At 40.5% G+C, this 19,323-nt stretch carries 24 protein-coding genes and 1 other RNA gene; 6 read left to right on the forward strand and 19 right to left on the reverse strand.

Annotated features, from left to right (window positions below):
• Positions 1-77: 77 nt before the first annotated feature.
• From AC0VYC_RS15640 to AC0VYC_RS15685, 10 genes are all read right to left on the reverse strand, one after another.
• On the reverse strand, positions 78-1,676 hold the full coding sequence (locus AC0VYC_RS15640; protein WP_058336929.1) for a histidine kinase N-terminal 7TM domain-containing diguanylate cyclase: 1,599 nt from the start codon (positions 1,674-1,676) through the stop codon (positions 78-80).
• 377 nt (positions 1,677-2,053) lie between these two features.
• Positions 2,054-2,599 carry a hypothetical protein gene (locus tag AC0VYC_RS15645; RefSeq protein WP_024719826.1) on the reverse strand — a complete coding sequence of 182 codons (546 nt, stop codon included), beginning with the start codon at positions 2,597-2,599 and terminating at the stop codon, positions 2,054-2,056.
• Between the two features lie 11 nt (positions 2,600-2,610).
• Positions 2,611-3,108 (reverse strand): hypothetical protein, encoded by a 498-nt coding sequence (locus AC0VYC_RS15650; RefSeq protein ID WP_008347656.1) that lies wholly within the window; start codon positions 3,106-3,108, stop codon positions 2,611-2,613.
• A 397-nt stretch (positions 3,109-3,505) separates the two neighbouring features.
• Positions 3,506-3,869: a transfer-messenger RNA gene (ssrA, locus tag AC0VYC_RS15655) on the reverse strand.
• A 180-nt stretch (positions 3,870-4,049) separates the two neighbouring features.
• A complete protein-coding gene (gene smpB / locus AC0VYC_RS15660) occupies positions 4,050-4,520 on the reverse strand; it encodes an SsrA-binding protein SmpB (RefSeq protein WP_008347658.1) in 471 nt (156 codons plus the stop codon).
• Between the two features lie 139 nt (positions 4,521-4,659).
• On the reverse strand, positions 4,660-6,999 hold the full coding sequence (rnr, locus tag AC0VYC_RS15665; RefSeq protein ID WP_024719828.1) for a ribonuclease R: 2,340 nt from the start codon (positions 6,997-6,999) through the stop codon (positions 4,660-4,662).
• A gap of 19 nt (positions 7,000-7,018) precedes the next feature.
• The gene (locus AC0VYC_RS15670) at positions 7,019-7,765 is read right to left on the reverse strand and encodes an alpha/beta hydrolase (protein ID WP_008347663.1); all 747 of its coding nucleotides are present in this window, start codon (positions 7,763-7,765) and stop codon (positions 7,019-7,021) included.
• A 123-nt stretch (positions 7,766-7,888) separates the two neighbouring features.
• Positions 7,889-8,122, reverse strand: a complete 234-nt coding sequence (gene secG / locus AC0VYC_RS15675) for a preprotein translocase subunit SecG (RefSeq protein ID WP_003212746.1) — start codon at positions 8,120-8,122, stop codon at positions 7,889-7,891.
• Between the two features lie 186 nt (positions 8,123-8,308).
• Positions 8,309-8,599, reverse strand: coding sequence for an AbrB/MazE/SpoVT family DNA-binding domain-containing protein (locus AC0VYC_RS15680; protein WP_008347666.1), 291 nt, complete (start codon positions 8,597-8,599; stop codon positions 8,309-8,311).
• A 37-nt stretch (positions 8,600-8,636) separates the two neighbouring features.
• A complete protein-coding gene (locus AC0VYC_RS15685) occupies positions 8,637-8,870 on the reverse strand; it encodes a helix-turn-helix domain-containing protein (protein ID WP_008347669.1) in 234 nt (77 codons plus the stop codon).
• 154 nt (positions 8,871-9,024) lie between these two features.
• Here AC0VYC_RS15685 and AC0VYC_RS15690 point away from each other — a divergent pair, with 154 nt between their 5' ends.
• The 3 genes from AC0VYC_RS15690 to AC0VYC_RS15700 all read left to right on the forward strand — a co-directional run bounded on the left by AC0VYC_RS15690 (position 9,025) and on the right by AC0VYC_RS15700 (position 10,364).
• Positions 9,025-9,429, forward strand: coding sequence for a helix-turn-helix domain-containing protein (locus AC0VYC_RS15690; protein WP_007500204.1), 405 nt, complete (start codon positions 9,025-9,027; stop codon positions 9,427-9,429).
• Positions 9,430-9,559: 130 nt separating this feature from the next.
• Positions 9,560-9,961, forward strand: coding sequence for a helix-turn-helix domain-containing protein (locus AC0VYC_RS15695; RefSeq protein ID WP_159145118.1), 402 nt, complete (start codon positions 9,560-9,562; stop codon positions 9,959-9,961).
• Positions 9,962-10,043: 82 nt separating this feature from the next.
• A complete protein-coding gene (locus tag AC0VYC_RS15700) occupies positions 10,044-10,364 on the forward strand; it encodes a winged helix-turn-helix transcriptional regulator (protein WP_007500199.1) in 321 nt (106 codons plus the stop codon).
• 81 nt (positions 10,365-10,445) lie between these two features.
• Here the strand turns inward: AC0VYC_RS15700 and AC0VYC_RS15705 are convergent, their stop codons facing one another.
• The 4 genes from AC0VYC_RS15705 to AC0VYC_RS15720 are packed head-to-tail and all read right to left on the reverse strand — an operon-like array spanning position 10,446 to position 13,903.
• Positions 10,446-11,135 (reverse strand): ABC transporter permease, encoded by a 690-nt coding sequence (locus tag AC0VYC_RS15705; protein ID WP_475388802.1) that lies wholly within the window; start codon positions 11,133-11,135, stop codon positions 10,446-10,448.
• Between the two features lie 21 nt (positions 11,136-11,156).
• Positions 11,157-12,074, reverse strand: a complete 918-nt coding sequence (locus AC0VYC_RS15710; RefSeq protein ID WP_008347678.1) for an osmoprotectant ABC transporter substrate-binding protein — start codon at positions 12,072-12,074, stop codon at positions 11,157-11,159.
• A gap of 13 nt (positions 12,075-12,087) precedes the next feature.
• The gene (locus tag AC0VYC_RS15715) at positions 12,088-12,741 is read right to left on the reverse strand and encodes an ABC transporter permease (RefSeq protein ID WP_024719832.1); all 654 of its coding nucleotides are present in this window, start codon (positions 12,739-12,741) and stop codon (positions 12,088-12,090) included.
• A gap of 13 nt (positions 12,742-12,754) precedes the next feature.
• A complete protein-coding gene (locus AC0VYC_RS15720; protein WP_025207985.1) occupies positions 12,755-13,903 on the reverse strand; it encodes a betaine/proline/choline family ABC transporter ATP-binding protein in 1,149 nt (382 codons plus the stop codon).
• A 269-nt stretch (positions 13,904-14,172) separates the two neighbouring features.
• On the opposite strand from AC0VYC_RS15720, the gene AC0VYC_RS15725 reads away from it, so the two are divergent.
• A complete protein-coding gene (locus AC0VYC_RS15725) occupies positions 14,173-14,709 on the forward strand; it encodes a GbsR/MarR family transcriptional regulator (RefSeq protein ID WP_017359221.1) in 537 nt (178 codons plus the stop codon).
• 55 nt (positions 14,710-14,764) lie between these two features.
• Here AC0VYC_RS15725 and AC0VYC_RS15730 read toward each other — a convergent pair whose 3' ends face one another.
• A complete protein-coding gene (locus AC0VYC_RS15730; protein WP_024719834.1) occupies positions 14,765-15,400 on the reverse strand; it encodes a MarC family protein in 636 nt (211 codons plus the stop codon).
• Between the two features lie 118 nt (positions 15,401-15,518).
• On the opposite strand from AC0VYC_RS15730, the gene AC0VYC_RS15735 reads away from it, so the two are divergent.
• Together AC0VYC_RS15735 and AC0VYC_RS15740 are read left to right on the forward strand one after the other, a co-directional pair.
• Positions 15,519-15,983, forward strand: a complete 465-nt coding sequence (locus AC0VYC_RS15735) for a hypothetical protein (RefSeq protein ID WP_096881867.1) — start codon at positions 15,519-15,521, stop codon at positions 15,981-15,983.
• 15 nt (positions 15,984-15,998) lie between these two features.
• The gene (locus tag AC0VYC_RS15740; protein WP_039169210.1) at positions 15,999-16,463 is read left to right on the forward strand and encodes a GNAT family N-acetyltransferase; all 465 of its coding nucleotides are present in this window, start codon (positions 15,999-16,001) and stop codon (positions 16,461-16,463) included.
• A gap of 20 nt (positions 16,464-16,483) precedes the next feature.
• Here the strand turns inward: AC0VYC_RS15740 and AC0VYC_RS15745 are convergent, their stop codons facing one another.
• Genes AC0VYC_RS15745 through AC0VYC_RS15760 form a run of 4 tightly spaced genes read right to left on the reverse strand, consistent with a single transcriptional unit; the run spans position 16,484 to position 19,267 of the window.
• Complete coding sequence (locus AC0VYC_RS15745; protein WP_041507784.1) at positions 16,484-16,765, reverse strand: hypothetical protein; 282 nt, start codon at positions 16,763-16,765, stop codon at positions 16,484-16,486.
• Entirely contained in the window at positions 16,766-17,131 is a 366-nt protein-coding gene (locus AC0VYC_RS15750; protein WP_039169208.1) for a zinc metalloprotease, read from the reverse strand. It lies immediately after the preceding gene.
• Complete coding sequence (locus AC0VYC_RS15755; protein WP_138279014.1) at positions 17,128-18,525, reverse strand: hypothetical protein; 1,398 nt, start codon at positions 18,523-18,525, stop codon at positions 17,128-17,130. Before AC0VYC_RS15755 ends, AC0VYC_RS15750 begins: the two co-directional genes overlap by 4 nt.
• Positions 18,497-19,267, reverse strand: a complete 771-nt coding sequence (locus AC0VYC_RS15760; RefSeq protein ID WP_256688719.1) for an ATP-binding cassette domain-containing protein — start codon at positions 19,265-19,267, stop codon at positions 18,497-18,499. Before AC0VYC_RS15760 ends, AC0VYC_RS15755 begins: the two co-directional genes overlap by 29 nt.
• Positions 19,268-19,323: the final 56 nt, after the last annotated feature.

Consider the following 19,323-nt stretch of genomic DNA (forward strand, 5'->3'; position numbering starts at 1 on the left):
ACCAAACCGTAAAAGCTACTCCCCTTTAGGAAACCGTTCAAATGTTATGTTTATCATATCTAAATGAAGGACAACAGTCAATGAGAAGCAGGCGGAAGATCCTGCTTTTGGTATAGCATATAGTCCGAACCAGTTGATGCATAAATCCGATTACGTCCTTGGCGTTTTGACATATACAAGGCTTGATCTGCCTCAAATAGAAGCGTTTCTAATATAGAGGGATCATTCGCTGTATGGGCGACGCCAAAGCTTGCTGTCACTCTTACTTTTTTCTCATCTGTCTGAAAGAAACTCACTTCAAATGAATGTCTCATCTGTTCCGCAATATGACATGCCTCTTCAAATGAATGATGCGGCAGACAAATGGCGAACTCTTCTCCACCATATCGGCCAAATAAATCATCCATCTTCAAATGCTGCTGACAAATGGACACAACATGACGCAACGCCTCGTCTCCAATATGATGTCCATGCGTATCATTGATTTGTTTAAAGAAATCAATATCAAATAGCAATATCGCAGTATCCTGCGCATCCTCTTCCAATAACATCTGCGTTCGTTCAATAAAGGAAGACCGATTGAAGATATTCGTCAAACCATCAATATATGCTCGGCGCTCCAGCTCTTCCTGCAATAGTCGCTGCTCCGTAACATCGCTGATCACAATTTGCCTGCCCTCGACTTCGCCTCTTCTATTAAAAAGAGAAGAAGCAGTGAGATGATAATAGAAGGGCTGCTCTTTTTCCCACATTAAATCGTACTGTGAATGGTCCTGCGGAGAACGCAGCCACTGTATAAACGCTGGCTCTTTGATGATCCCTGAGAATATATCATCGATTTTATAGCCGATTCCCTTTTTAGCGAGCACAGGAATGATCAATGCAGCCGCAGGGTTATAATCAATCAGTGTTCGGTATCGATCCAATAGAAGAACACCTTCTGACATATGTTCAAACACACGCTCCATGGCAATGGGAGAGAGCTTAAAGAGATGAAAAGACATAATCGCCCATAAGTAGAGTGCGTTGGTTAAAAACATCACCACTGGTACTGGGTCAATGTGAAAAGGCGTGACACCTAATAAATAGATAAAAGAGGTCGTGATCGGCAATAATATTCCAACGAGCAAGATCAGAACCTGTTTCAAATATTCTTTCTTCACACGTAAAAACCAAAGCAGCATAAAAATAGCGAGCATGGAACAGCCAAATGTATAGACCCCATGAATGATATACCAATAACCAATGGTAAAATCAGCTAATAAAAACCCGTCTACTGTATTCATCGTGATGCTTCGGTAAAAGAGTGAATGAAAAGAGTTGGTGAACACCAGAATGGTGGTTAAAATTGGAATCAACAAGAAGAGAAGCACGCGGCGCTTTGTTACATATTGATGGAAACCAGTAAACTGCAGCACAATCATTAGGCTGAACGGTGCAATAAACGGAAGACCTATGTATTGAAAACTAACCCAGAATGTAATTTCTTGAGGGGTGCGCGCCAATAATTCAAATGTATGTCCAAAAATATAAATCGCAGTTGCTCCAGACATATACATAAACAATTGACAGCCAATATACCGATGGCGATTTGCATGAGCAATGATTGATAATATTACGGACAGAATGCCAGAAACACTCATGATCACAATAAAATGTAAAACAATCGAATCCATGTAAACGCCCCAATTTCAGTTATTTAGAACTAGTCTAATCTTACTATATATGAGGACGTCTCAAATGGGAAGATGTGATTTTGAATTGGTTGGCGGTTTTTTGGAAAGTTTCGAATGTTTTCTGTTTACGAGGCCTTATCCTTTTCACTATTTTTTATGCTTCACTTGGAGAAGCATATTGTGATAGGAGAAATATCAATGTCTAATCGTTTTCATAAGTTTCATCTATTAGGACAAATCGATTTATAGCGCTTTCTCAATAGATTCTAGATTAAAGGTATCTTCACTAAAAAACTATAAAAAAACACAGCAGCATAACCGCTGTGTTCTGCATCAATAGCTATTGGGTTGATTGCATTCATGCTAGTAACTCATTTTTATTGTTTTAGTTGTTTTTCATCTACAAGACGATCGACTTCGTTGTCTGCATTTTCAATTTCAGCATGTACTTCATCAATCGTGTTCACTACCTCTTGCATGAGTTTGAGTTCGGGATCATATTCAGACAGCATTTCATCTGTATTATCAACAATGAATTGATATTCCTTTCCGGCACGGAGTGTGTGCTTATGAGCCGTCTTAAATGTTGCTGGAACGGCTTCTTTTTTCTGTGCTTTATTGATTATTTTTTGCGCTCTTGCAATAGATTTATCAACTTTTGACATCCATACTTTATCCCCCGCCACGGAATTTCTTAAAAGGTCTTCATAAACGATGATTTCATCTTCAAGGGCATCCATATGTGCGTCATACCAATCAACATAGGCTTCTTGCTCGGCTTTTGTTTCTTTTGGTTTTGACGCAGCATTCGCTTCTTTACGACTTAATTCTGATGTTGTTTCTGTTTTACCACACGCTGCTGTTAGCGCTAATACGAATACTAAAAGGATTGTTGCAATGATCGACTTTTTGTTTGTTTTCAAGGTCTGTTTCCTCATTTCTTATCGTTTTTTGAATCGCTTGCTACTTTTTCAACTTCGTCGTCTGCTTTCTTCGTTTCTTCAAGGGCTTTATCAAGTCTGTGCTCAATCACATTGAGTCCATCTACCGTATTTTCATCGATTGTCTTAATCGTTTTAGGTGTTTCATCAATTAAGTATTGATACCCTTCGCTTGCTTTGACCAAATGCTCATGTGCTTTTTTGTAAGCAGCAGGTGCGTTCTTTTTCGCTTTTACGTCATCGACAACTTTTTGCAGATCATCTAGTGATTTTTTAACGTTTTTAGCCCATTGGTCGTCGGTAGGGTCAGCCTCCATCATACGCTTCGCGTATGTAAGCATAGCATCTTCAAGATCGCTTCGATTTGATTCGTACCAATCAGCGTATTCTTTTTCTGAGGCTTTTGTGTCACCGCATGCTGCACCAAATGCTAAAAGCATGACTGACATCATAATTACTGCCAATATCGATTTTTTATTTCCTGATTTCATAAGTACTTATCCTCCTAGTTTACTTTCAACATTTTTGTTGAGATTTTTCCAAATACCGAGTTTGTTCGCAATTTTCTGCTTTTATATTGAACAATTTGTTCTATCTTCTTCATTTAATTAAATAAATTTTCATAAGAATATAGTAATGGTTAAATATCCCTACAATTCATCATCGGCTAAATGAAGATGTTTGTTTAGAAATTAATTCAATTTTTATAACATAAAAATACTATATTGGAAGATATCCTATGTTTTTTAAACAAACAACTATTATTAAATAAAAACATAAAAAAAAGACGCTATTCATAGCGTCTTTTTTTGAGTAATTAGATTTTCATGATACCAGACCCGCATCAAGGGCTTTCAAACCCTTGATACGACTGCATTCTAAAAGTTTTGATGGAGACGGTGGGAGTCGAACCCACGTCCAGAGACATCGATTACTTAAGCGTCTACGAGCGTAGTCAACATATTTACGTGTTCACTCATCCTCATGCCTGCTGACGGGCGCTTGGAGAGCTAGTCTGATGGATCTCTTCTTACGTCCTCAGACGAAAACGTAAGCGTAGCCTACTTCATTGGGCTCCTCACAGACACATAGGCGATGTCAGGAAGAGCTCGCTGCGCTTATTAGGCAGCTAGTGCTAAGTTTTGGTTAAAACTTTTAGTTTTGCCAGTTACATTTAGGTGCGTGTTAACGAGATCGCCTCTCGGCTCGCAGCCTAAGCTCGAACCATCCCTGTCGAATCCGTAACGTCCCCTTGTAAAAGGGATATACGGGATGGAAACGTTCTTTCGCTTAACTGCTTCCGTATATGACTATTATAACAATCTCATCGCTCGAAACAACTGGTGGTTTCTGTAAAAAACGACGATGATTGTTTACTGCATAACATATTGTAGCATAATGCTTCCGCTCTCAGCAAGCCATCTGCATGCGTCTAGAATTGCTTTTGCCGGTCACGGAAAGCTCGCTCGATTTCACGTTTCGCATCTTTTTTCTTCAGATCTTCACGTTTATCATATTTTTTCTTCCCTTTACCGACTCCAATTAGCACTTTGGCAAAGCCATTTTTCAAATAGAGTTTAATGGGAACAAGTGAGTAGCCCTCTTCCTTTGTCGCACCAATCAATTTGCTGATTTGCTTGCGATGAAGAAGCAGCTTTCTCGTTCTGAGCGGATCATGGTTATAACGGTTCCCCTGCTCGTATGGGCTCACGTGCATATTGTGAAGAAACACTTCTCCTCGTTCGATTTTGGCAAAGGAATCTTTTAAATTCACTTTTCCTGCTCGAATGGATTTGATTTCAGTTCCTTGTAATACAAGTCCGGCTTCGTATGTTTCTTCTATAAAATAATCATGATTGGCTTTTTTGTTTTGGGAAACAACCTTTCCCTCTCCCTTTGGCATTGGCGTACACCCTCCTTTTGACACAGACACGGTCCAAATCGTACGGATTATTTTATCAAACAATCCAGCTTTCGACAATGCTGATGCCACGTGGTCAAAAAGCAAATAGAGCATGGTGCCCTATTTGCTTTTTGTCACGTTACTTTTTCTTTTTGCGCTTTTGTTTCGGTGCGTTATCAAAAACGCGTTTTTTCTTTTTCTTCTTTTTACGACCTGTAAACCAGTCGCCGCCTTTATCCTCTTTGCCTTTTTCCCCAGAGGCCTTTTGACCTCCGCGTCCTTTTTTGGCTGGTGGATCTGTCCGTTTTTTGAACTTGAAGTCTTTTGGTGATTTACGGCGAGTGCCTTTCATCCCGACGATTTCAAAATCAATGGAATGCTCATCTTTATTCACACTCACCACTTTGACAGTAATTTCGTCACCAATGCGATATACATTCCCTGTCCGCTCACCGATCATGGCAAAGTGCTGTTCATCAAAACGATAGTAATCGTCTGTCATGTAGCTCACATGGACAAGGCCTTCTATCGTATTCGGCAGTTCAACGAATAGTCCGAAATTCGTGACGGAACTAATCATACCATCAAACTCTTCACCGATTTTATCAAGCATATACTCTGCCTTTTTCAGGTCATCTGTTTCGCGCTCAGCATCAACAGAGCGGCGCTCCATTGTAGATGCATGATCAGCGATTTCTGGCAACAATTGACCCCATTTTTCAAGGGTCGCTTCGTCTGTCTTTTTCTCTATTAAATAGGTTCTGATCAGCCTATGCACGATTAAGTCCGGGTAGCGGCGGATCGGCGATGTGAAGTGTGTATAGAATTCCGTTGATAATCCAAAATGTCCAATGCTTTCTGGATCATACTTCGCCTGTTTCATTGAGCGAAGCATCACAGTTTGAATCACGACTTCTTCCGGCTGATCACGGACGGCATCAAGTACACTTTGAAGTGCACGCGGGTGAATGTTCGTTGACGTCCCTTTCACAATGTAACCAAACGTCGTCACGAACTCTAAAAAGCGCTGAAGCTTCTCAGGATTTGGTTCTTCGTGAATTCGGTAAATGAACGGAACATTCATCCAGTGGAAATGCTCGGCAACTGTTTCGTTTGCCACCAGCATGAATTCTTCAATTAATTTTTCGGCAACGGAACGCTCACGAATGACTACGTCTTTTGCTGCGCCTTCATCATCTACAAGTACTTTTGCTTCCTTGAAGTCAAAGTCGACTGCTCCGCGCTCCATTCGCTTGTCACGCAGAATTTCTGCAAGCTTCTCCATCTCTTGGAACATTGGTACTAACGGCTCGTATTTGTCTAAAAGCTCTTCATCTTGGTCAACTAAAATCTTATTCACATCGGAATAGGTCATTCTTTCCGTCGTTTTGATCACACTTTGGAAAATTTCGTGTTTGACGACTTTCCCACTACGATCAATGATCATTTCACAAGAGAGTGTGAGACGATCAACCTTCGGATTCAATGAGCAAATGCCATTTGACAGGCGATGAGGAATCATTGGAATAACGCGGTCTACAAGATACACACTCGTTCCGCGCTCATAGGCTTCCTGATCAATCGGCGAATTCTCTGTAACATAATGAGAAACGTCTGCAATGTGCACGCCGAGCTTATATTTGCCATCATCGAGCTTTTGCACGGTTACGGCATCATCTAAGTCTTTTGCATCTGCACCGTCAATCGTCACAATCGTTTCATTGCGCAGATCACGTCTACCTTCAAGGTCCTTTTCATCAATCGTTTCAGGTGTGTCTACTGCCTGCTGGAGCGCTTCTTCCGGAAACTCACCTGGCAGCCCGTGTTTATGAATAATCGACAAAATATCGATGCCAGGGTCATTTTTGTGACCAAGGATTTCAGTCACTTCACCTTCTGCGCTCATTCTACCTTCTGGATAGCTTGTCAGCGTGACAACGACTTTATGACCTTCAACCGCTCCGTTTTTAGCGGATTTCGGAATGAAGATATCGTTTGTGATTTTTTTATCATCAGGAATGACAAAACCAAAGCTTTTCGTTTCTGTATAGGTACCGACAACCGTCTGAGTATTACGCTCCAGAATACGGATGACCGTTCCTTCTTTTTTGGTGCCATTTGATTTGTGGCTGACACGAACCATGACGGTGTCGCCATTCATTGCTGTGCCTAGCTCATTTGGCGGAATGAAAATATCATCCTGTCCAAACTCTTCTGGTGTCACAAATGCAAATCCTTTTGCATGCGCAGACAGCTTCCCTTTTACCAAGTTCATTTTTTCCGGTACACCATAGCGGTCGCTGCGGGTACGGACGATCAGTCCCTGATCCTCTAATATCACAAGTGCTTTGACGAGCTCTTTATAATCATCTGGATTGGTAATTTCCATCATGACTTCTAATTCCTGTACCGTTAATGGTTTGTACGCCTCTTCTTGCATAAACGCAAGTAATTCATCCATAAATTCTTCTTTTTGCACACTCTAACCCCCTATATATTTAAATTGACCAATCGAGTGATTCTAAGAATGCATATACATCCTGATGAACCTTCTCCCGCTCTTTATCAAGCGTGATAACATGGCCCGATTCTTCATACCACTTTAAATGTTTTTCATCTGTCTCTACTTCGTTATAAATAATGTTGGCACTGTCTGTATTAATCATATGATCATGACGTGCCTGAACAACAAAAGTAGGTGAATAAATCATGTCAACATTGTTTCTGACATCTGCAATGAGTTCTTGAAGAGCCTTGAGTGTACCCATTGGTGTTTTCTTGAACTCTTCCATCTCTTGCTCAATTTGATCCTCTGACTTACCCTCGAATTTTTTATAGTTACGGGCATAATCTAGTACACCCTGGTACATGACTTCTTCACTTTTTATGTACATAGGTGCACACATAGGTACAATTCCCTTTACAGGTACAGTGTAACCTAATTTCAATGAAAAAACTCCTCCGAGGGATAGTCCGCAGACCGCAATTTCCTCATAACCTTCGTCTTTTAAAAATTGATAGCCTTCTTCTACATCTTTCCACCAATCTGTAGGACCTGTATGAACAAGCTCCTCTGGCGGTACACCGTGTCCTTTGTATTGAGGTGCATGGCATGTATAGCCTCTTTCATTCAAATAACGCCCAAGCATACGAACATCGGCTGTATTCCCAGTAAAACCGTGAAGAAGAAGCACCGCCTTTTCTCCACCTTTAAACGTAAATGGTTTTGGTGTAACAACTTTCATGATGTGACTTCCTTTCCTTCTGATATGGTTTATATTTTCCACTTGTATGTATGAAACAAACACAAAAGAGTGCTGATAATAAAAAAAGGTCTGAAAAAAGATCAGACCTTCTGTTACTCGCGCCTACACGCCTAAATATGCCAATGCAAGTGTTAAGATGAAGAAAAGCACTGACAAAATGACAGTTAATCGGTGAAGAATCAAGTCAAGACCTCTCGCTTTTTGCTTACCGAAAAGCTGCTCGGCTCCACCTGAAATAGCGCCTGACAGTCCTGCACTTTTACTTGATTGTAATAATACAACGATGATAAGTGCGATACTGACAATTACGAGTAATGTGATAACAAATGCGTGCATGAAAACACCTCCAGACAAACTGGTACACATAACTTTATTTTACATGAAAACAAGGTGCATGTCACGAAACATCAAAATAAAGATTTCCTATATATTGTCGACTTTATTTGTCATTTTGATTCAATTTCGCTCCAATGGATTGTATGCAGCATTTTTATATGCAATTTTTGAGGTTAAAAAGCGTTTTTAGCGAGTTGCTTCTTCTTTTAAGAGCTGTTTTAATTCTACTAACAACCGTTCAGCTCCTTCAGGACTCAGCACGACGTTACCATTTCCATAACTTTTGTTGTATTTCGTTATTTGGCCAGTTAATAAACAGCTCTTATCTGCATCATATTTTTTCAGCATAATGGTTTGATCTTCGATGAAAATTTCTAACAGCTGCTCTTCTTTTATATTGAGTACCTTTCGCATTTCTGAAGGCAGAACAATTCTGCCAAGCGAATCGATGTGTCTTACCATTCCAGTTCTTTTCAATGAAGCCGCCTCCTTAATGATCATACAATGATTTTATTCATTGACTTTTGTCAACATCTTCATAGTAAAATAAATCTTCAAATTTTTTATCAAAGTAATGAATCATTTTGCCAATGACAAGCTGTCCTGGCTTACGGTGACCATTCAATACCCTGCTGAGTGTGGCAGGAGAGATGCCAATTTCATCTGCGAGCTGATTTAAAGACATATCGTTTTCGATCATATACTGCATCACAAAAGCCCGCCTGATCTGAATCTTTTCGACCATCATTACAACCTCCTATAGGATCAATATGTACAACATGTAGGATTCTCACATCTCTCGGATTCATTAACTTATGTCAACACTTTTACGCCCTTTCTATTTCCTTTGGTCAATGATCATACTAAAATAAGTCATATACTGAAATGTGAGGTTCGATGACATGAATCACTTTGGTGAACAATTACGCATTTTAAGAGAGAATAGAAAGATGTCTGTCAATCAACTCGCCATGTATTCAGGCGTAAGCGCTGCCGGTATTTCTCGGATTGAGAATGGAAAGCGTGGTGTGCCAAAGCCTTTAACCATAAAAAAATTAGCACGCGCTTTGAAGGTGCCTTATGAGGATTTAATGCTGCTTGCCGGTTATATTGAACAGGAAAAAGTGCATGAAATGAAACCGAAATATGAATCCATATTAAAAATCTATCAAACGGCGCTTCAAAAGGATGTAGAACATCTCCCTATTTTCGATGGAGACCAATGGGAAACACTCACCGCACAAGACATCAGCCAGCTGAATCAATACTTTCTCACGCTCATTAACCAAAAAAAGGCGAACAAATAGCGGGGCATAAACATAAGATACATCCACCATTAACTAATGTCAATATTTTCATGGTACACTTATTGCCAATAGTCAACAAATCGAGTACACTAGAGATAAATAATCTTTAACCATGTGAGGTTTTGAGTTGATGAACTTCGGTGCATATTTAAGAGCATTACGTGAGAAAAGGAAACTATCGGTGAACCAATTAGCGATGTATTCAGAGGTCAGCGCTGCTGGTATTTCTCGGATTGAAAACGGGAAACGCGGCATTCCGAAACCTCCTACAATTAAAAAACTAGCAAGTGCATTAAAAGTACCTTATGAGGACATGATGCAGGCTGCAGGGTATATTGAAGAAGCATCTTCTGCCTATGTCATAAAGGAAGAAGAAACGGCTTTTACCCAAATAAAAGAAGCAGCAGAGCACTATGAACTTGATGATCTTGAAATATTTAATGGGGACATATGGTCCACCCTTTCTAAACATGAAATAGAGGATTTAAACCGCTATTTGTTATTTCTACTAAACAGCCGTTCGTCATCGTAAAATGTTTTGATCATTGACAAGCTTTTTGCGCCGATTTTTGACAGAATTACGGTATAATGGGTTCAGATTGGAGTGAAGAAAGATGAATCAATCTGATATGTGCCCACGGTTTGAAAAAGCAGTTGAGTTATTAAGTAAACGCTGGGTGGCACTGATTGTTTTTCAGCTTCTCTCAGGTTCGCAGCGCTTTAGTGAAATCGAAGCAGCTCTGACCAATTTAAGCGGAAGGGTTTTATCTGAGAGATTAAAAGAGCTGGAAGCAGCAGGCATTGTAAAACGGGAGGTTTTTGCTGAAACACCCGTGCGTATTGAGTATTCATTAACTGATATGGGGCGCTCACTTGCACCCGTTTTTGAGGAAATTGCGAAGTGGTCCTCTGAATGGATCACACTTGAATCATAAATGTCTCCTGATGTGAGCCGCCTAATCATGATAAAAAAACCTCCCCTACAGATGTAGAGGAGGTTTTGTCTTTTCAAGCATTTATGCGGACGTCATGTTTTTTTCAGCTAACGCCTTGCTTTCTTTTTTCTTGTTGATTGGGCTTAAATAGCGTTCAAGCCAGCCCATGACAAGGTCGGCAATAATGGCCATGAGCGCAGTTGGAATAGCACCTGCTAAAATAATGGCTGTTCCGTTTGTCGCGTTTGATCCTCTGATGATAATATCACCAAGTCCTCCAGCACCAACAAATGTCCCAATCGCTGTAATACCGATTGCGATCACAAGTGCGGTTCTTAAACCAGCCATAATGACAGATAAAGCAAGCGGTAATTCAACCATTCTCAGCACTTGCCATTTCGTCATGCCCATCGCTTTCCCCGATTCTAAATAGGCATGCTCAATGCTGACAATACCTGTGTACGTGTTACGGATAATCGGCAGAAGCGAATATAAAAAGAGTGATAAGATGACTGTATTTGCACCAAGTCCTAATACAAGCATCAACACAGAAAGCATCGCTAACGCTGGAATGGTTTGAATGACATTGGTTATCGCGAACACCCAATTGCTCAGTTTGCGGTAATGCGCCACAAAGATGCCGACTGGTATTCCGACAATTGCCGCAAACAATACCCCATACGCTGACATGAGGAAATGCCGGTAAAATTCTTCTAACACATATGAACCGTTCTGTTGATAATACGCCCATAATTGCTGTAGTGTGTCCATCAGCTCTGACACCTCCCAATCTTACTCAAAGTAATTGTGTTTCTTTAGAAAATCTCTCGCAACAGTCGCTGGTTCTTTTAGTTCTCCATCGACTTGATAATTGAGCTCTTGCATTTGTTCGGTATCGATTTTTCCAATCAACCTGTTGATCACCTTGTCCAGTCCTGGATTTTCTTTTAATACTTTCTCAGGGACAACTGGTGATGCATCGTATGGTGGGAAGAATCGTTTATCATCTTTTAAGATTTTGAGATTATACGCTTTGATCCGGCCATCTGTTGAATAGGCAAGCACAATATCCATTTTTTCATTTTTCAATGCGTCATAGACTAGCCCGATCTGCATCGGAAAAGTGCTTCCAAATTCAATTCCGTATGTTTTCACAAACCCTTCGTAACCGTCACCTTTCTTTTTCAGCCAAATATTATCCACACCGAAGCGATAATTTTTGGCATTCTTTTTTAAATCAGAGACTGTTTCTAGGTTGTTTTCCTTCGCCATCTTCTGCGTCACAGCAAAGGCATACGTATTATCAAACCCATAGGAATCAAACCATTTGTAATCATAGCGTTTTTTGAATTCTTTCTGGACGATTTCCATTGCACGCTTTGGATCTTTTTCTGCATCCATTCCTAGCGTACTTGTTAAATCCGTGCCTGTATATCGTGTTGCTGAAATGTCGACATCACCGTTTTCCATTGCTTTCTGCTGGACCGTATTTGAGCCTAAATTCTTCACAATGGTTGTCTTTTTATCTGTGTAATGCTCAATGATGTCTCCCACCATATAGGCCATAATTTCTGATTCTGTAAAGTTTTGCGCACCGATTCGCAGCGTGCTCCCTGAAGAGCCGGCTAGTCCAGGAAGTGAACAGCCACTTATGAATAGCAAGCATCCGGCAAGCAGTGCACTGATCCATTTTGTTTTTCGATTCTTCATATGAGCCAACTCCTTATGAAACTTCCTTCAATCCTTTTAAGCCTTCTGGTGTTACTTTTTTCTCAAGCTTCATCAATGTAAGGTCAATGATGACCGCTAAAATAGTGACAGGGATTGCACCCGCAATAATGTATTCCGGCTGGTAAAGCTGAAGCCCAATTAAAATGTAGTCACCAAGACCGCCTCCACCGATAAAAGCAGCAAGTGTTGTCCACCCAATTAAATAAATCGTTGAGGTTCTGACACCTGCCATAATGACCGGAACAGCAAGCGGCAGTTCCACAAGACGAATTTGTTCCCATGTCGTCATGCCAATTCCTTTTCCAGATTCAAGCAAGTTTTTGTTCACACCTTGAACACCGGCATACGTATTTCTTAAAATAGGCAAAACGGAATAGAAAAATAGCGCAACGATCGCAGGTATTTTTCCAACTCCCAAAATAGGAATAAAAAATGCAAGAATCGCTAAACTAGGGAGTGTTTGAAAGATATTCACGATGCCGATGACAAAACCGGCGCCTCTTTTCATTCGTGTAAGAATGACGCCTAAAGGAACGGCCACGATAATGCCTAACACAACGGCAATTAAAGAAATGTATAAATGCTCCCACATTTTTGTGAGGAGTTCCCCACCATTTTTCTCAAGAAAATCGATGATTTGATCCATGTGTACACCTCCCTTAGTTCATTTCAGTGACAGCCTCCGGGGTATCTTCTCCCCAAATAGAGTCATATACGACATCTACAAGACTTGCACGTGTGACGATGCCTTTTAAGTGCCCTTTTGCATCGACAACCGGTACATATTTAATGCCGCGTATTAAGATCTTTCGGACAGTATCTCTAAGAAGTGCACCTTCTTGTACTGTATAAAATTCTGTATTTAAAATATCGCCAACGAAGGCTGCTTTTCTGCGGTTTGCATCGATGGTTTCAATGTCGATATAGCCTTTCAGCACATGATTTTCATCAACGACAAGCAGAGAATCAACCCGCTTTTCTCTCATAATAAAGATGGCATCTGTCAATGTTTTTTCGACGGTAATTGTGACTGGGGACGTGTTCATCATTTGTTCCACACGTTCCATATTCGGGTTTGACTGAAGTAGACGTTCTTTCCCGATGAATTCTTCTACGAATTCGTTCACAGGGTTACGTAAAATATCATCTGGCGTGCCCACTTGGACAATCTCTCCATCTTTTAAAATGACAATGCGGTCTGCAAGTTTAATCGCTTCATCCATGTCATGTGTGACGAAAACGATTGTTTTATTTAACGTTTTTTGCAGTTTCTTAAATTCTTCCTGCAATGAATCTCTTGTAATTGGGTCAAGTGCTCCAAATGGTTCATCCATCAGGATTAAAGGGGGTTCTGCTGCGAGTGCGCGAAGAACGCCGATACGCTGCTGCTGTCCTCCACTGAGTTCATGAGGGTAACGCTCTAAGTATTCCGGCCCCATGTCGACGAGTTTGAGCAATTCACGCGCTCGTTCTTTTCGTTTTTCTTCCGGCCACTTCAGCAGCTTCGGCACAAGGGAAATGTTTTGTGCGATGGTCATATGAGGGAAAAGTCCAATTTGCTGAATCACATAACCAATTTCTCTTCTTAATTGGACTGGATCTTTTTTCATAATGTTTTCTCCCTCGATGAATATGTTTCCTGAGGAAGGTTCAATCAGTCGGTTAATCATCTTCATGGTTGTCGTTTTACCACAGCCACTCGGTCCAATAAAACAAATAAATTCTCCTTTTGCTATTTCTAAATCAATATTTTTGACAGCTTTTTTTCCGCCTTTATACGTCTTAGATACATTCTCTAGTTTCAGCAAATGAGACACCTCCAATTAGTCGGATATATATTTTCAGAAAATTTACACCTTATTTATTATAGTGCAAACTTTATAAAATAAAAAGTTTACGATGTGTTTGTATTGCATAAGATTTATTTAAAATTTTCAGTTAACGGCCTGATATGTACCGATCCCTCCTTTTTCCTCCAACTTACGAGCAAATACTCAATATTTATTGTTTTCATCAACAAACAGGTATATGATATATTGTGTTACAAATTGTCAGTCGTGAAGGGATGAAGCGGGGAATGGACAAGCAAGCGTTAGGCGCCATTCAAAAAGCACAGGATCATTATATTGAAAAAGCTGCCGAGAACATGAATGCCTTTGGTCTTTCTGCCACAGTGGGTAGAGTGCTTGGTATCATTCATATGAACCGTAAACCAATGACGCTCGGTGAGCTCTCAGAGGCGACCGGCATGAGCAAAACAAGAATGAGTCAAGTCGTTCGAGAAATGCTTGATTTGAATATTGCTGAAAAGGTTTATGAAAAAGGAATACGCAAAGATTTATATGACGTTGAGCAAGATCAATATCAAACCTTTATTTCACTGTTTGCAGCCAATTGGTCACGTGTTGTCAGCAAAAATCGCAAGGCACATAAGAAGACATGCAAGGAATTGCTGGAGCTGCTTGAACAAGATGACCTGCCAGAAGAAACAGTAGATAAAATCAATCTTCTTCTTTCAGAAATCAAGGAAAGTCTCGATTATTATGACTGGATTAGCCGTTTAATTGAGTTCTTTGAAAGTGAAGAAGTATTTCAACATGTGCCAAAACCTTAAAAAAAGCTGTTTTATTTTACAATTTTGTAGAAAAAAACAGCTTTTTTATATACACTTATGACATCAGCATTGGGAACATCCCTTTGATGCCTGCGCCTATCATCTCAACTGCCACAACAGCTAGAATCAATCCCATTAATCGTGTCACGACATTCATCTCTGTTTTCCCCATTTTTCGCATAATGAAACTCGAATAATGAAATGCATAATAGGTCATGGCAAGTACGACCACAATGCCAATAAGAATCGCAAGCAGATGAAGCGTTACTTGGTGGCTTCCTGGGGTTAAGCTCATGACGGTTGCAATTGTACCAGGTCCTGCAATGATCGGAATGGCGAGTGGGGTCACCGAAACATCAGCCTTCTCTTTGCTCTCTGCCTTTTCATCCGAATGAGGGTTTTGAACATGTGATTCTTTTGCATTTAGCAAATTGTAAGCGATACCAAAAATAAAAATACCTCCGGCGATACGGAGTGCATGGATATCAATGCCAAACAATTTGAAAATGAGCCTGCCTGCCAAAAGAAAGGCAATCAAAATCATAAAAGACACAACAATCGCTTTTTTGGCCGTCTGGGATCGTTCTTTTTCTGAGTAGCCTTCTGTTAAAGTGATAAAAAGAGGCACGTTTCCAATGGGGTTTGAGACAGCAAATAGTGACACAATGACATGAATCATAAAGGAAATCAACAGACACCCTCCTTTTTTCATAGTGTCTGCTAATCTGATGCGAATATTCCCTTGTTCTGTTAAAACCTGGTTTGTTTTAACCGATGATAATAGAGGTTTAACGAAAGGGGAATAGAACATGAAAAAAAACATCACGATCATTGTCTTGTCTGTGATCATCCTAGGTGCAACTGGCTGGATTGTGTGGCAGCAGCAGTCGCTCACCGCATCAGAGAATAAACACCAGCAAGAAATGAGAAAGAATGATGAGCAGCTGACACAATTAAAGTCAGAAGGAACGGATATGAAAGATGAAATGGATGGTCAAAAAAAGGAATTGTCCACCGTCACAAACAAGCTGAAGAAAGAAAAGAAGGCGCATCAAAAAGAAATCAAACAACGTAAAGCGCTTGAATTGAAAATAGACCAGCTTCAAAAAGAACTGGCATCAGCGAAAGCAACGGCTCAAGCGAATAAGCAGGCAGCACAAACGACTAGGAAAGCAACTGTCAAAAAGGACCCAAATGTCACCCATCATCCTCCTTCTCAATGGGTACAGGATCAATATGATTGGGGTGTTAAACAAGGGTATATCAAAGAATAGAGAGGATGAAATGATTTGATACAGATTCGGCCATTGTCTCATGATCAATCTGTTCCTATGGATCTTTTACTATTAGCTGACCCTTCAACTGAAAAAGTCCTTGCCTATGTACAATCTGGTTCTTGTTATGTGGCTTTTCATAAACAGGACATGATTGGTGTGTATGTTCTGACGCCTCTGTCTCAGCAGACAGTGGAAATCATGAATGTCGCCGTGAAGGAGTCATGGCAAGGTAGAGGAATTGGGAAGCAGCTGATCCGCCATGCTATTTCAGAAGCCAAGGCAGCTGACTTTCATACGATTGAAATCGGCACAGGCAACTCTAGTATTCAGCAGCTCGCCCTTTATCAAAAATGCGGTTTTCGCATGGCGTCTATCGACCACGATTTCTTTCTGAAGCACTATGATGAACCGATTTATGAGAACGGTATTCAATGTATGGATATGGTGCGGTTGTCACTCGTTCTTCAAGCAGACTGACTTCATTCAGCCTGCTTTTTTTATATTCTGCTCTTTTTCACTGCATGAATCACATATTGAATCAAGAAGTAGAGAGCGGCACCCGCTAAAAAACAGACCACGCACCCAAAGAGCGTTGCCTCTGAGCTGAATTGATACTGTTCAATTTTCATGATATAAAATGGCATACCAAAGAGAGTTGGACTTGATTCAACATGATGAACCTCTAGCAGCATTAAAAATACTGGCGTCATAAACACAGCAAACACATAAAGCATCGCAAGCGTTAAGCCGCTAGAAAACGAATGAAATACTTTAACCATTTAGTTCTCTCCTTTCATCTCTTTTAAACTGGTGATGATATTTTTCCCGTCTGGGCAAGCTGGATGCAGCATCACTGTATTTAATAAAGAAAAAAGCAGCAATGGATGCGTCAATGGATGCCCCCACATGAAGAAAAGCACACCCGAGCAGATCACTGGAAACACAGGACCTGCAAGTGCCACCATCACATTAAAACCCGGCCGTGAAAATTTCTCATGGACAATCGACACGTGCTTCCAATCGATCATCACCACATAATCAAAGATGGGTTTTTTTTCGATTTTGTTGCACACCATCACCATCAGGATATGACCGAGTTCATGAATGAGCACAACTGCTATTAAGCAAAATAAAAGCGTCATCATCGCACAATCGGCCTCTTTAGCATGGCAGCATATATGAAGATGAAGAATGCGGCTGAACAAGCCATATAGGCAGTTGAGAGAAGCTGGATATTTGCTGAAAGCCACTGGACTAAAAGCATATCCAACATACTGAACACAGCAATCATCATCACGATCACAAACAGTTTATTAAATTCACTAATCTTCACGATAAACCCGACACATGCCGCCATGACAGTGATCAATAAAATGGACAAACTCGCCAAACCGTGCCCTTCACTTTCGACCCCTATCATGAAATAAGCAAGCCCGATATAGACAAAATAAATCAATACATTCATTGTGTAATAAAATAAAATTCTTGATAATAAATAGGCACCCTTTGATGTATTTAACATAAAAATGGCTCGCTGATGGAGATGATATTCCCTGCCAATCATCAGAGGAAGCATAATAAGGATCTCCTTTAAGGCAAACTGCACAATAAAAGCATACAGCCAGCCAGTCTCTGCCGGAGTAAAGATCCATGGGAGACCTATCGTGAAACAGACAAGAAACAGGAACAAAATACCTTGTTCTTTAAACACAGCTGATCGGCTAAAATAAACAAGCTCCTGCCGCAGATGTGTGAAAAATGAAGAATCCGATCTGATTTTTTGGTAAGAAAACGACTTCACCTCTACCTTTAGCTGCAAAAACATCCGATTGACATAACAAGCCGCCAAGCCCTTCAGCCAAAACCACCCTGCACATAGAAAGATCATCAGAAATACAAGATAGATAGACGGCCATACGTGAATCATCTCAACCGCTTTTTGAAAAAGGAGAAACATGAAAGCACCAAGCGTCACAAATCCGAGCGTTTGCAGCAGTAAATGCTCTTTTGTTTTTGATATAAAATGGCTCACACCAATGCGTATCAGCATCCAAGAAGCAAACGTATAGAGCGCCAATCCACAGCAAGTGATCCCTACCACAATGATCCAATACAAAGATAGTGTAACGCCGCTAATGATCAGCCCTAATAGGATGGGTAAAAAAAGCAGACCAAGCATGATGAAACAAAACAGCACCGGAAAGAAATACACACAAAGGACAAATGAGACACTTTGCATCGCACTATTCAAAAAGAAGAACTGATACTCTTGACGCTTCATTTTATGACGGGAAAAGACAATACCTGCTCCCAAAAGCAGCAGGGTCATTTTCACAAATTGAAGGTATAAAGCAACTGGTTCGCTCTCCCCTACTTGCATAAAAAAACGCAGGCTCATGACAACGTATATGGAGTAGATCAGCAACATAAAAACGGCTGCGGCGAGAAGCTGCAAAGGATATTTTTTGCCGAGCTGCTTGATTTTCGTTGTGAGCATGCCCCATTCTATTTTATGAAGAACGTGTCGTGTCCAAGTCATTGAGCAACCTCTCCACCTGCATATAGTAATCTTGATTCACTTCTTTATAAATATCCTCAAGTGCTTGATGAGGGAATGTTTTGTTTGTTTCTTGACGTGACATATCCAGCTTGATATCACCGTTTCTTAAGATCATGAGGTGATCATACAATGTCTCACCAAAGCCCAAATGATGGGTAGAAATGAGAATGCCTGCACCTTGATCTCTCAGCTTCATGAGCACCTTTTTTAAGATGATCATCATATCTGGATCAAGTCCATTTGTAGGCTCGTCGAATACATAATAATCACAAGGCCTGAGGAGCTGTGAAATGATTTGGGTTTTCTTTTGATTGCCATGAGACAACTGGGCAATTGGCTGATCCATATAAGGTTTCAGCTCAAAAAGATCGACGAAGGCCTCTTCTCGAGGTCCATTTCGTTTGTCTGGAAGCTGGAGTAAATGGAAATATTCTCTTGGCGTTAAATAATCAAACAAAGCATGATCATCAGGAATATAGGAAACATGTTCTTTCAAAAAGGAGATATGTGCTGAGGATTGAAAATTCAGCTGTTTACCATGCAAAGAGACAAAACCCGTAAATGGTGTCAGGCCAAACATAGACTGAATCATCGTGGTCTTTCCTGCACCATTATGCCCCAAAAGCAGAAGCATACGTCCTTTCTCTACATTTAACTGAATATCGCGGAGAGAAAAGGTGCGGCTATACGTTTTTTCTGTTAAGTGTAATGTCAGCATCATGTCCCTCCATTTATTTCAGATAGAACAGATGACCCCGCATCTGTTCTCACCATTTG

The organism is Bacillus sp. iso_77 (assembly GCF_056173625.1).